Here is a 13463-nt window from a genome sequence, read left to right on the forward strand (position 1 = left end):
AATCCTCCGGTGGCCTGATCGCCGTTCATACTGCCGCTTCCGCAAGCAAATGCAATCCCCCGGCTCGCCCAAACGGAACTCGCGATGGCCAAGCAACGTTGCCGCAGTGAACGATCGCGTGATTTCGGAGGGACCGATGGCCGAGACCGACCCGCATAAGCATCTCTATGAGCTGGTGAAGGATTTTCACAATGTGATGTTCGTCACCGCCAAGCCCGGCGGCGGCTTTCATGCGCGCCCGATGGCGGTGGCTGAGCTGAAGCCCGATGCCGACGCCTATTTCGCCACCAGCCTGGATTCCCCCAAGATCGCCGAGATCGAGGCCAATCCGCAGGCGATGATCTCCTTCCAGAGCGCCACGCAATTCGCCTACATCACCGGCAATGCCCGCGTGCTGCGCGACCGCGCGCTGATCGACCGGCTGTGGTCGAATGCCTGGCAGGCCTGGTTTCCGAAGGGCAAGGACGATCCCTCGCTCTGCATCATCAAGCTGGAAGCGCTCGAGGGCGAGTTCTGGGACAATTCCGGCCTGCACGGCCTCCGCTACGCCTTCGAGGGCGTGAAAGCGATTTTGCAAGGCGAGAAGGCCGAGACGGATGCCGGGCAGCATGCCAAGGTCGCGCTTTAGAGATCGGGCGCTCGGCCGGCCTATTCCGAGAGCGGGAATTCCAGCTCGGCGTGGAAGCCGCCATTGTCGAATCGCGGCGTGTAGCGGCCCGAGAGGCCCTTCATCGTCTGCTCGATCAGCCGCGAACCGAAACCCTTGCGCGAGGGCGCCTTCACCGCCGGTCCGTTCTTTTCCACCCATTCGAGCGTCAGCAGCCGCTCCGGCAGGGTGACGGTCCAGGACAGCGACACCGTGCCGCCCGTGGTCGAGAGCGCGCCATATTTGGTGGCATTGGTCGCCAACTCGTGCAGCACGAGGCCGAGGCCGTGCGCTTCGGTTGGGCTGAGAGGGACTTCCGGGCCGCCAAGGCAGAGCGCCGTTTCGTCATGTGAAGCGTAAGGACGGACCTGGCGCATGATGAGGTCGGTCAGCGATCCCGACACCGTCTCGCCGATCACTGTGTCATGCGCGCGCGCCATCGCCTGCAACCGGCCGAGAAACGCATCGCGGAAAGCTCTTGGCGATTGCTCGTCGCGCGCCGACAGCACGGCGATGGCCTGGATGGTGGTCAGCGTGTTGTTTACGCGGTGGTTCAGCTCCTTCAGCAGCAATTCGCGCTGGCGCTCGACCTGGATGCGCTCGGTGATGTCGATGCCGGAGGGGATGATTTCGACGATCTCGCCCGTTTCGTTGCGCAACGGCGCGAGCTGGAAATCGATGATGATGATGCGCTCGTCGGCAATGCGGATCTCGACGTCGTAGCGCACGGTCTCCCCGGCCAGGGCGCGCTGGAACGATCCCTTCAGCCGCTCGCGCGACTCCTCGGAGAAATTCCACCAATAGGTATCCCAATAGGGCTTGCCGATCACGTCCTCGCGCTTGATGCCCGCGATGTCGACCGGCGCGGCATTGGCCTCGAGCAGCACGCCGTCCAGCGACAAGACGCCGACAAAGGCGAAGAGATTGTCGAGCAGGCGCCGCAGCCGTGCCTCGCTGCCGACGACCGCCTGCTCGGCCTTCTTGCGCTCGGTGATGTCGAACTGCGCGCCGATCATGCGGAAGGGCAGACCCGACTCGTCCATCTCAACCAGCGCGCGCGCCGCGACCCAGATTGTCTCGCCGCCCGGCCGTTTGACCCGCCATTCCGCCTCGAAATGGCCCGAGCGCAGAGACGCTTGCAGCAGCGCTTCGGTCGAGGCGAGATCGTCCGGATGGACGGCGGCGGTCCAGGCTTCATAGGTGCCGCCGAAACGGCCCTGGGCAACGCCGTAAAGCCGTTCGAGCTCGGGGCTCCAGCTATTCACATTATCGCGGATGTTCCATTCGAAGGTGCCGACATTGGCGATCTCCTGGGCAACGCGGAGCTGGTCGCGGGTGCGTTTCAGAACGGCCTCGGTCTCGCGCTTGTCGGTCACTTCGAGACAGGAGAAGCTGATGCCGCTCGCCCGATCGGGCGCATCGAGAATCGGCGAGACATTGGCGAGCCACACCCGCTCCTTGCTCGGTAATCTGGCGGTTTCGCCGGCGATCTCCAGGGGGCCGGCCGGCTCGCCGGTGTCCAGCACGCGGGCAAGGATAGGTTCCATCTGGGCGGCGATTTCGGGCACCATGTCGTAGATGGTGCGGCCGATATGCTCGGCGGCGGGGCGGCCATTGATCTCGGCCAGCGCCTCGTTGACGCGGGTATAGCGGAATTCGGTGTCGAAGAGGGCAAGGCCCACGGGCGCGGCGGCGTAGATGCTCTCCAGCTCGGCAAGGCGCGCTGCGGCCTCGGCTTCGGCGCGCGCGAGGCGTTTTTGCGCGGCCTTCTGCTCGGTGATGTCGATAAAGGTCAGCACCGTGCCGTCGGGCACGCCGTCGGCATTGCGGTAGGGTGTCACGCGCACGAGGAAGGTGCGGCCCTCGGTGGTGACGGCCTCGCTCTCGACCCGTGCGCCGCCATCGGTCAGGCTTGGCAGCTCCAGCCGCTCGAAATGATGGGTGAAATGGCTGAGCGGGCGCCCGGCATCGCCCGGGACCAGATTGTAGAGCGTGCAGGCGGCAGGGGTGAAGCCGCGAATCCGGCCCTCGCCGTCCATGAAAATTGCGGCGATCTCCGTGGAGCGCAGAAGGTTCTGCAGGTCCGCATTGGCGGCGGCAAGCGCCTGATTGCCGGCCTCGACCTCCTCCTTGGAGCTTTCCAGCTCCTCATTGGAGGATTGCAGCTCTTCGTTCATGGAGAGCAGTTCCTCATTCGAGGATTTCAGCTCTTCATTGGCCGCTTCCAAATCCTGGACGGCGCGCTCCAGCTCGTCGCGGGTGCGCAAAAGCTCGGCTTCGAGCTGTTCGACGAGGCGTTCCGTGTCGCCATGGGCGACGGCGCTCGGCACGCCGTCGGCGCCGACGTCGCTGGCGTCGAAGACCACCATATAGAGGCCGTTCTCATACCCCGCCTCCGGCATCGGCTGCACGGTAAGGCGCATTCGGTGGGGCCGTCCGTCGACCTCCACCGACAGCCCCTCATAGACTGATTTGCGCCGCGTCTCGCGCGCTTCGCCCCAGGCCGCGCGCAGCCCGACGCGCAGGCCGCTGCGGACCATGCGCAGGATATTGTTGATGAAGCGCCCCTCCGGCGCCTGCAGAAAAACATCGGCCTTTTGCGAAAGATAGACGACCTGGGCGTCCTCATCGACGATGGCGTAGGGCGGGGCGAACTCGTCCAGGATGATGCGCTGGCCCATGGCGCCGAGATCGAACTCGCCGCTCTCGCGGGGCTGCGAGGCGAGCGCGAAGGGCGAGTGCCCGGAATTGCGCGCCGTGCCCACGGCCTTGGCGCCGGTCGCCTTGCGCTGGGCGATGCGGTGCTTGGAATCGACCACGCGGAACAGCTCGCCATGCCCGGCAACCGATTCAGACGAGCCAAGGAAGAGATAGCCGTCCTCCTTCAACGCGTAATGGAACAGCGACATCAGCTTTTTCTGCAGATGCGGCCCCAGATAGATCATCAGGTTGCGGCAGGAGATCAGGTTGAGGCGGGAGAAGGGCGGGTCGGAGATGAGGTTGTGCGGCGAAAAGGTGATCAGCCGCCGCAGCTCGTTGGTGACCTGAAAGCGCCGGCCGCTGCGCTCGAAAAACCGTTCAAGCCGCGCCGGGCTGACATCGCGGACAATGTCCGCGGGATAGACGCCGCGCCGGGCGATGTTCAGGGCGCGCTCGTCGAGATCGGTGGCGAAGATCTGCACTTCCGGCGGCTTGCTCTGCTGCGCGGCGAGCTCGGCGGCGATCATGGCGATCGAATAGGCTTCCTGGCCGGTGCCGCAGCCGGGCGTCCAGATCCGGATCGGGCCGGGACCGGCCTCGATGAGCGGCCGCAGCGCGTTCTCAGTGAGCGCCTCGAAGGCGGACGGATCGCGGAAAAACGCCGTGACGCCGATCAGCAGGTCGCGGATCAGCGCGCGCGCCTCGTCCGGATTGTCCTTCAGATGCACGAGATAATCGTCGGCCGAGGGCAAGTGCAGGACATTGATCCGGCGCAGCACCCGCCGTGCGAGCGTGCTGGTCTTATAGTGGCGAAAATCGTGGCCGGTCAGCTCGTTGAGCACGGTGCAGATTTCGCGGATATTGTGGATGTCGATTTCCGGCGCCGGGGCGTTGCGCTTTTCGTCCTCGACGCGGGCGGAATAGACCAGCACCTCTTCGGCCAGCCGCTCGGGCGACGCCACGACATCGACGACGCTCATGGCGATCGCGGCCTCGGGCATCGTGCGCTCATCGGCAAGGCTTGGATCCTGCGCCAGCGTCAGCGCGCCGACCCGGGCGAGGTCTTCCAATCCCAGCAGGCCGTCCGAGCCATCGCCCGAGAAGACGATGCCGGCGGCGCGCCGGCCGGCCGATTTGGCGATGGCCCGCAATGACAGATCGACGGATTGCCGCGGGTTGCGCGCGCCGTTCGCCGCGTAGCGCACCGCGCCATTCTGCAGCGTGAAAACGGCGCCGGGAAGGGCCGTGTGGATGTGGCCGGGCTTCAGCAACTGGCCGTCCTCGATCTCGATGACCGGCATCGTGGCGCTGTCGCCGAGGCTGGCGGATAGCAGTTCATCGTGATCCGGGCGAGCGGGCTGGATCACGATGACGCAGAGCTCATTGTTCCGGCCGAGCGCGCTCAGGAACCGTTTGATCGCGTCAAGACTGCCCGCCGTGGCGCAGAGCCCGATGACGAATGGCGGCCGTTGCGCGGTGATGAATTCTTCCACCGGCTTCAACTTTCAGGTGTCGGCATCATTCCGATCCGCCTGCCCCGCAATTGTGGGGATCGACAGGGGCCGAAAATAATGCCGCAATATCAATAGCGTCCAAGCTCATCCTTGACATCGGTCCGGCAAGGTCGAGCGGAAACAAACGGCGCCGCGTTTGGTGACACAACGAAGGGAAGGCCGTCTACCTGTATCGCCGCGTTACCCTCCGCGGCGAAACTCCGCGTAATTTCAACCGCGGTCAAGCCCCTACCCTCGATTCTGCCCGTCGCACCTGGTCCGCCCCCGCATTGGCCCCGCCCACCTGGATGCCAACGACGCAAAACACGGCGCGCCCGGTGAAGTTCCCGCCCGGTAAACTCGAATGTGCGCGCAGCTTCAGCGCGCCACGCATGACTTGTCACGAAAGCCGGAAAGCCGAGCGGGTCGGGGACGCACCGGCAACCCGCCGCTAAAGCTCGTCATGATCGTCGCGGTCGATATAGGGGTCGTTCTGGTGGTAGACGCCGCGCCCGACCGGCAGCAGCAGCAGCAGGATCACGCTCGGCGGGAACAGGAACGCGGCAATGGTCCAATAGCCCGGGTGACGGCGCTTCGCCGGCGCAGCAACGCCCGCAATGACGCTGGCCGTCAGCGAGGCGGACAATATCAAGGTGATCAGGAGCCCTGGGTTCATGGTTCTACCCTTGCCCTTTCCTGAATGAATGATTTAGGGGCGAGCGAGACCGATACAACTACCCTAGCTGGTCTCATTCCAGATTACGAAATTCATTTGTGTCGTCCGGGGGCATCGCCATATAAACCGGCATGACAAAAACCGAGCATAGCTTCCGCAAGATGAACGGCCTTGGAAACGATTTCGCCGTGCTCGACGCACGCGTTTCGGGGTTGCGGCTCGATGCCAAGGCCGCGCGGCGGATCGCCGACCGGGAGCGCGGCGTCGGCTGCGATCAGGTCATAGTAATCGAGCGGTCGAACGGCGCCGACGCGTTCATGCGCATCCTCAATGCCGACGGCTCGGAAGTGAATGCCTGTGGAAATGCAACGCGCTGCGTCGCCGCGCTGCTGGCAGGGGAAACAGGACGCCCGGAGGTCAGCATCCAGACCGGCGCGGGAATTCTGAATGCCGCCGTCCGCGAGGACGGGCTGGTCACGGTCGATATGGGCGAGCCGCGATTTGGCTGGAATGAGATCCCGTTGGCGCGCCCCTTCGGCGACACCGCCAATCTCGACGTCAGCTTCGATGCGCGCGGCGCGCCGAGCCTGCGCTCGCCCGGCGTGGTCAATGTCGGCAACCCGCATTGCATTTTTGTGGTGGATAACGCCGCCGCCTATGATCTGGCCGAGATCGGACCGCGCATCGAATATGACCGGCTGTTCCCGGAGCGCGTCAATGTCTCGCTGGCGGAGTTCATATCGCCCGAGGAGATCCGCCTGCATGTCTGGGAGCGCGGCGCGGGGCTGACCCGGGCTTGCGGCACCGCCGCCTGCGCCGCTGCCGTCGCGACGGCGCGCAAAGGGCTGACCGGGCGCCGCGTCACCGTCGGCTTGCCGGGTGGTAACCTTATGATCGACTGGCGCGTGGCCGATGGTCACATTTTGATGACGGGACCGTGGCATCTGGACTATGAAGGCGTCTTCGAGTTCGGCGAGCCGGCGCCGGCGAATTGAACGAATCTGTCGAAAGTCATGAACGAGCCCCGGATCATCAGCTTCGGCTGCCGCCTGAATGCCTATGAGAGCGAGGCGATGGCGGAGCATGCCCGGACCGCTGGGCTCGGCGACACCATCATCATCAATAGCTGCGCCGTCACCGCCGAGGCCGTCCGTCAGGCAAGGCAGGCTGTGCGCAAGGCGCGCCGCGAGAACCCCGGCGCCCGCATCATCGTCACCGGCTGCGCCGCCCAGACCGACCCGCAGGGCTTTTCCGCCATGGCCGAGGTCGACCATGTCATCGGCAATGAGGAGAAGCTGCGGCCCGCGACCTTCGCAGGTCTTGCCGCCGCCGAGCCGAGCGAGCGCATCCTGGTCAACGACATCATGTCCGTGCGCGAGACCGCGCCGCATCTGGTCACCGGCTTCGGCAGCCGCGCCCGCGCTTATGTGCAGATCCAGAATGGCTGCGATCACCGCTGCACCTTCTGCATCATCCCTTACGGCCGGGGGAATTCGCGCTCCGTCCCGGCGGGCGTCGTCGTCGATCAGATCCGCAAGCTCGCGGAGCAGGGTTTCCGCGAAGTCGTGCTGACCGGCGTCGACATCACCGCTTATGGTGCCGACCTGCCGGGCGAGCTGACACTCGGCCGCCTCGTCGCCAAGATCCTGAAGCTGGTGCCGGAGCTGCCGCGCCTGCGCCTCTCTTCCATCGACACCATCGAGGCCGATGCGCCGCTGATGCGCGCCCTTGCTGAGGAAGAGCGGCTGATGCCGCATCTGCATCTCTCGCTGCAAGCCGGCGACGACATGATTTTGAAGCGCATGAAGCGCCGCCATTCGCGCGCCCATGCGGTCGCTTTCTGCGCGGAGGCGCGCCGCCTGCGTCCGGACATCGTCTTCGGCGCGGACATCATCGCCGGCTTCCCGACCGAGAGCGAGGATATGTTCGCCAATTCGCTGAGGATGGTCGAGGAATGCGGACTGACCTTCCTGCATGTCTTTCCCTTCTCACCGCGCCCCGGCACGCCTGCCGCGCGTATGCCACAGCTCGACCGCCGCGAAGTGAAAGAGCGCGCGCAGAGGTTGCGTCGTGTTGGGAAATCGGCTCTGGATGCCTATTTACAGTCCTGTCGTGGACGGAGCATCGAGGTGCTGATGGAAAAGGGCAATGTCGGGCGCACGCCGCAATTCACTGAGATGACGCTCGATGAACCGGCCGCCTCCGGGCGCCTGATCGCCGCCTCGGTCACGGGGTACGAATCCGGGCGTCTTACGGGGACGGTGCTGCCGTGAGCGGGAACGAGCCCAAAAGCAGAGGCTTGTTCGGCCGCCTGTTCGGTCTGGACGACGCTCCCGCCCCGCCGCCCGCCGCGCCCGTTCTCGAAGGCCCCATCGAAGCCGCGCCGCCTGAGCCTGTCGTCGAGGAGCCCGTCAGCGAGCCGCCGAAATCAAGCTGGTTCCAGCGCCTGCGCCAGGGCCTGTCGAAAAGTTCCACTCAGCTCACCCAGGGCATCACCGGCGTCTTCACCAAGCGCGAACTCGATATTTCGACGCTGGAGGAGCTGGAGGATCTGCTGATCCAGGCCGATCTCGGCGTGCGCGCCGCCACCCGCATCAGCCACCGGCTTTCAGAAGGCCGCTTCGACAAGAACATCACGCCCGAGGCAGTCCGCGCCGTGCTGGCCGACGAGGTCGAGGCGGCGCTGCGCCCGGTCGCCAAGCCGCTGGTGATCGCGGGCGGGCACAAGCCGCACATCATCCTCGTCGTCGGCGTCAACGGCACCGGCAAGACCACCACCATCGGCAAGCTCGCCCGCATCTTCGCCGGCGAGGGCAAGCGCGTCATGCTGGCCGCCGGCGACACGTTTCGCGCCGCAGCCATCGAGCAGCTCAAGATCTGGGGCGAGCGCACCGGCTCGCCGGTCATCGCAGGAGAAACCGGAGCCGACGCCGCCGGGCTCGCTTTCGACGCGCTGCGCCGCGCCCGCGAGGACGACCGCGACATTTTGATCATCGACACGGCCGGCCGTTTGCAGAACAAGGCCAATCTGATGGCGGAATTGGAAAAAATTGTCCGCGTCATCAAGAAGTTCGATCCGAGCGGCCCCCACACTGTATTGTTGACGCTGGACGCGACGACCGGCCAGAACGCGCTGAACCAGGTCGAAATTTTCGGTAAGGTCGCGGGCGTGACCGGCCTTATTATGACTAAGTTGGACGGTACGGCGCGCGGCGGCATTCTCGTCGCAATTGCCGATAAATATAAGCTGCCCGTTCATGCCATCGGCGTGGGGGAGGGCGCGGAAGATCTACAGCCGTTCGATGCGCGCGACTTCGCCCGGGCGATTGCCGGACTTTAAAAGCATGATCCGTAAATGCGGGGAAGCCCGCAGAACACGGATAGGGAACCGGCCCTGGAACAGATTCGGTTCGGACAAGGTGGAGGCAGGTTCCGTCTGCTACGGAACCCGGATAGGGCGCTAAAGGCAATTCAAAGGGCGTAATGTGTTAAAAGGCTACTCTTCCTCGACCAAGCTCATTATCAAGCTGTCGCTTGAGTTCATGCCGCTGGCTCTGTTCTTTCTGGCGAGCACCAAATATGGCTTCGCCACCAGCACCGCCGTTCTGATGGTGGCGACCGTCGTTTCGCTGATCGTCACCTGGAACCTGTTCCGCCAGCTTGCCTTGATGGCCATCATCACGGCCGCCACCGGCATCCTGGCCGGCGCCGTTACGCTCGGCCTGCACGACCCGAAATATATCCAGATGAAGCCGACCGTCGTCAGCTTGATCTTCGCCGCCATCCTGCTCGCCGGGCTGATCTTCGAGAAGCCGCTGTTCAAGCTGCTGCTCGGTCAGGCGCTGCATCTGAACGAGGACGGCTGGCGCGTGCTGACCTGGCTCTGGTTCGGCTATTTTCTGTTTATTTCCGGCCTGAACGAATATATCTGGCGGACGCATAGCTGGGAATTCTGGGCCGCGTTCAAGGCCTTCGGACTGATGCCGCTGACGGTGCTGTTCGCGGTACCGCAAATGTACCTGCTCAAGCGCTACCGCACGGAGGATGCCGACGAGCCGGCGCCCGAGACGGCAGCCAAGCCGGAGGCGAAGCAGCCGCCCCTGAAGGCCCGTCCGCTGGAGAGCACCACACCCTGACCGCCTGAGCGCGGGAGACCCTGATGCCCCTATTCAAGCTGGTACTCGAATTCGGCCCGCTGCTGGTCTTTTTCCTGACCAACAACCGCTTCGACATTTTCACGGCGACGGCCGTGTTCATGGCGGCGACGATCCTTTCGCTGATCGCGAGCAAGCTGATCCTTAAGAAAGTGCCGATCATGCCGCTCGTCACGGGCGGGTTCGTGCTGGTGTTCGGCGCGCTGACCATCTGGCTGCAGAATGACATGTTCATCAAGGTCAAGCCGACCATCGTCAATCTGCTGTTCGCGGCCGCGCTCGGTGGCGGACTGCTTTTCGGCCGCTCACTGATAAAGATCGTGCTCGAGGACGCCATCAAGCTTCAGGATGAAGGCTGGAAAAAACTCACATTTCGCTGGGCCATTTTCTTCGTTTTCCTGGCGATTTTGAATGAATTCGTTTGGCGCAGCTTCGACACTTCGACCTGGGCGGCCTTCAAGACCTTTGGCATCATGCCGATCACCTTCCTGTTTATGATGTGCCAGATCGGACTGTTGCAAAAATATCAGATACCAGAAGATACAGCCGACGCGCCTTCACGTTAATTTGCGATAATCCTGGTATATTTTCAGATTATTCATAGCATTAGCTTTGACCGTGAGTTTTGCGGGGGTTGCATGGCTGCGCCCGCGCATCTCTTGCGCGACGCTGCCTGCCGCCGCGCGGAGCTTTTCGACGGGGCTCCGCCTTCCCGTAACCGTAAGACCCTTTGTCCATTGTTCATGAGCACACGCAGCACCAAGCCGCCGAGTAAGGCCCCGGCCAAGGGCAAGAGCGCCAAATCCACCACGGCCTCGAAAACCGCCACCCCGATTCCCCGTTTCGAAGGCTCCGCGACGCATCTTCTGCACCGGGCCGAGCAATGCGCCGGGGACATTTTCACCCGCATCGCGCCGCCCGGCCTGTTGACTCCGCGTCAATTTGCCATTCTCGCGGCGATCGAGGCCGATGAGGGCATCAGCCAGACCGGGCTGGTGCAAAAGACCGGCATTGACCGCTCGACGCTGGCCGACATCGTCCGCCGGATGCTGGAGAAGGACCTCGTCGAACGCGAGCGCACCGCCGAGGATGCCCGCGCCTATGCTGTGCGCCTCACCCGTAAGGGCAGCAACATGCTGAAGAAAATCCGCCCCTTTGCGGAAGAGGTGGACCGGCGCATCGTCGCGGCCATCCCGAGCGAGCACCGGGCGCTGGTCCTCGGCGTGCTGGCGCAGATGGTGCAGACGCTCTCCGGCGAGGGCGAGCCGGGCGACGCTTAGGTCGCAACTCATTTTACTGGTGGGGGTCTAGCAATCCCCCCTCACTTACCTTATCTTATGGTCAGACTGAGTATATGCATGGGGCCCGCTTAGTCCCAAGATATGCTCAGTTGGAGCATAATAAATCGCTCGCCGAGGGCGAGCAGCGGAGGACGACATGGGGACCTTCAGCCTGAACCTAGCCCGGCGCATCCCCGAAGATGCGCGGCAGCCCCTGCCGAGGCCCGGCCTGGAATATACGAAGGAGGTCGCCCGCGAGACGGCGCATCTTTACGAGCGCGTATCGTCGGTCATCCCGCCGGTCGAGTGGCCGGCCTTCGCGCCCTACGTCAAGGCGATCAACGATCTTAAGGTCGTGCGCAACGCCTCGATTCTGGCGCATAACTACATGACGCCGGAAATCTTCCACTGCATTTCCGACGTCGTCGGCGACTCGCTGCAACTCGCCAAGGAAGCCGCCAAGACCGATGCCGACGTCATCGTGCAATGCGGCGTGCATTTCATGGCCGAGACCTCAAAGATCCTCAACCCGAACAAGACGGTGCTGATCCCGGACAGCCGCGCGGGATGTTCGCTCGCCGCCTCGATCACCGGCGCCGATGTGCGGATGCTGCGCGAAGCCTATCCCGGCGTGCCGATCGTCACCTATGTCAACACCTCCGCCGAGGTGAAGGCCGAGAGCGACATTTGCTGCACCTCGTCCAACGCGGTGAAGGTGGTCGAGAGCCTGGGCGTGCCGGCGGTTATCATGATCCCGGACGAATATCTGGCGAAATACGTAGCGACCCAGACCAAGGTGAAGATCATCGCCTGGCACGGGCACTGCGAAGTGCATGAGCGCTTCACCGGGGCCGAGCTGCGTGGTTTCCGTGAGGCGCACCCCGGCCTGAAGATCATCGCCCATCCCGAATGCGCGCCCGACGTGATCGGCGAGGCCGATTTCACCGGCTCGACCCAAGGCATGATCGGCTGGGTCAAGGACCATCACCCGCCCAAGGTGCTCTTGGTGACGGAATGCTCGATGAGCCACAATGTCGAGGCCGAAACGCCCGGCGTGCAGTTCATCCGCCCCTGCAATTTTTGCCCGCATATGAAGCGGATTACCCTGCCCAAGATCCTGGACTCGCTCCTGACCATGGAAGAGGAAGTTATCGTCGACCCCGTGATCGCTGAGAGGGCGCGCCGGGCGGTAGAGCGGATGATCAACCTGACGAACTAGGCGCGGGCTCGCCGGACGACCGTTGCCATTCCCGCGAAAGCGGAAATCCGGTATTCCGCAGCAACCGCGTTCAGGCCATGCCGAGCGGCGAGTTCTGCCTTTACGGGATCCCCGCATTCGCGGGGATGACACCGGCACAGCCTGCCGAGTTGCCGTATTTTGTTTAGCTTAAATATCAGGCACTTAGTCTGAAAAAGCGGCAGCGCGCGCGCTTGAATGGGGAAATCCGTCAAGCTACACTCCGCCATCGGCATCAGGGCAGGGGAGAGCCATGGATAAGCAGAGCAGAGCCAGCGGCATCGGTCTGATCGGCCGCCGCCGCGTCCTTCAGCTTGGCGGCGGCATGGCCCTCGCTCTCGCCGCCGGACGCCCGGCATCGGCGCAGGGCGCAAAGCCGATCAAGGTCGCGGCCGTCTACACCGTGCCGGTCGAGCAGCAATGGGTGTCGCGCATCCACAAGGCGCTGAATGCCGCCAAGGATCGCGGCGAGATCACCTATAAATGGTCGGAAAACACCGCCAATACCGACTATGAGCGCGTCATGCGCCAGTTCGCGACCGAAGGCAGCGATCTGATCGTCGGGGAGTCCTTCGCCGTGGAACGCGCCGCCCGCAATGTCGCGGCGGATTTTCCCAAAATCGCATTCCTGATGGGCTCGTCCTTCGGGCCGACCAAGCCGAACTATTCGGTGTTCGACAATTACATCCACGAGCCGTCCTATCTCACCGGCATGATCGCGGGCAAGACCACCAAGTCGAACGTCATCGGCATGGTCGGCGGCTACGCCATCCCGGAGGTCAGCCGGCTGATGAACGCCTTCATCGAGGGCGCGACCTCGGTCAATCCCGACGTCAAATTCCTCGTCACCTTCATCAACTCCTGGTACGACCCGCCGAAGGCGAAGGAGTCCGCTTTCGCCATGGTCGATAAGAAGGCCGATATTCTCTATGCCGAGCGCTTCGGCGTCTCGGACGCGGCCAAGGAACGCGGCGTCAAGGCCATCGGCAACGTCATCGACACCTCGGCGCAATATCCCGGCGTCATCCTCGCCTCGGCCCTCTGGCACATGGAGCCGACCATCGACCGGGTGCTGAAGGCGGTGAGCGGCGGCAGCTTCGAGCCCGCCGATTACGGCCCCTACAGCTACATGGCGCATGGCGGGGCGGGCCTCGCCGTCGATGAAAAGCTGGTGCCGAAAGAGGTGCTCGATCTGGTCAAGGCCAAGGAGAAAGAGATTTTGGACGGCGCCTTCCGCGTAAACATCAACGACGCGCCGCCGAAATCCACCGCTTAGC

General features: G+C 63.8%; 11 protein-coding genes. 9 read left to right on the forward strand and 2 right to left on the reverse strand.

The annotated features are described in order from the left end of the window. Positions 1 to 136: 136 nt before the first annotated feature. A complete protein-coding gene (locus BLEFHOIH_RS23990; protein ID WP_170937354.1) occupies positions 137 to 628 on the forward strand; it encodes a pyridoxamine 5'-phosphate oxidase family protein in 492 nt (163 codons plus the stop codon). A 20-nt stretch (positions 629 to 648) separates the two neighbouring features. On the opposite strand, the gene BLEFHOIH_RS23995 is transcribed toward BLEFHOIH_RS23990, so the two are convergent. Next, a complete protein-coding gene (locus BLEFHOIH_RS23995) occupies positions 649 to 4839 on the reverse strand; it encodes a CheR family methyltransferase (RefSeq protein WP_170937355.1) in 4191 nt (1396 codons plus the stop codon). A gap of 451 nt (positions 4840 to 5290) precedes the next feature. After that, entirely contained in the window at positions 5291 to 5515 is a 225-nt protein-coding gene (locus tag BLEFHOIH_RS24000) for a hypothetical protein (RefSeq protein ID WP_088348584.1), read from the reverse strand. 131 nt (positions 5516 to 5646) lie between these two features. Between BLEFHOIH_RS24000 and dapF the strand changes: the two genes are divergently transcribed. The 8 genes from dapF (at position 5647) to BLEFHOIH_RS24040 (ending at position 13462) form a co-directional block, all read left to right on the forward strand. Next, on the forward strand, positions 5647 to 6510 hold the full coding sequence (gene dapF / locus BLEFHOIH_RS24005) for a diaminopimelate epimerase (protein ID WP_088348585.1): 864 nt from the start codon (positions 5647 to 5649) through the stop codon (positions 6508 to 6510). 18 nt (positions 6511 to 6528) lie between these two features. Next, positions 6529 to 7788: a tRNA (N(6)-L-threonylcarbamoyladenosine(37)-C(2))-methylthiotransferase MtaB gene (gene mtaB, locus BLEFHOIH_RS24010; RefSeq protein ID WP_088348586.1), complete on the forward strand. Its 1260-nt coding sequence runs from the start codon at positions 6529 to 6531 to the stop codon at positions 7786 to 7788. Next, the gene (gene ftsY / locus BLEFHOIH_RS24015; protein WP_088348587.1) at positions 7785 to 8855 is read left to right on the forward strand and encodes a signal recognition particle-docking protein FtsY; all 1071 of its coding nucleotides are present in this window, start codon (positions 7785 to 7787) and stop codon (positions 8853 to 8855) included. Before mtaB ends, ftsY begins: the two co-directional genes overlap by 4 nt. 145 nt (positions 8856 to 9000) lie before the next feature. Continuing rightward, on the forward strand, positions 9001 to 9651 hold the full coding sequence (locus BLEFHOIH_RS24020) for an inner membrane-spanning protein YciB (RefSeq protein WP_088348588.1): 651 nt from the start codon (positions 9001 to 9003) through the stop codon (positions 9649 to 9651). Positions 9652 to 9674: 23 nt separating this feature from the next. Continuing rightward, on the forward strand, positions 9675 to 10235 hold the full coding sequence (locus BLEFHOIH_RS24025) for a septation protein A (protein WP_088348589.1): 561 nt from the start codon (positions 9675 to 9677) through the stop codon (positions 10233 to 10235). Between the two features lie 177 nt (positions 10236 to 10412). After that, positions 10413 to 10949 carry a MarR family winged helix-turn-helix transcriptional regulator gene (locus BLEFHOIH_RS24030; RefSeq protein WP_088348590.1) on the forward strand — a complete coding sequence of 179 codons (537 nt, stop codon included), beginning with the start codon at positions 10413 to 10415 and terminating at the stop codon, positions 10947 to 10949. Positions 10950 to 11106: 157 nt separating this feature from the next. Next, entirely contained in the window at positions 11107 to 12168 is a 1062-nt protein-coding gene (nadA, locus tag BLEFHOIH_RS24035) for a quinolinate synthase NadA (RefSeq protein ID WP_088348591.1), read from the forward strand. 343 nt (positions 12169 to 12511) lie between these two features. Continuing rightward, positions 12512 to 13462 (forward strand): BMP family protein, encoded by a 951-nt coding sequence (locus tag BLEFHOIH_RS24040; protein WP_245297181.1) that lies wholly within the window; start codon positions 12512 to 12514, stop codon positions 13460 to 13462. Position 13463: the final 1 nt, after the last annotated feature.

It is taken from the genome of Rhodomicrobium sp. R_RK_3, assembly GCF_002198715.1.
Lineage (GTDB): Bacteria > Pseudomonadota > Alphaproteobacteria > Rhizobiales > Rhodomicrobiaceae > R-RK-3.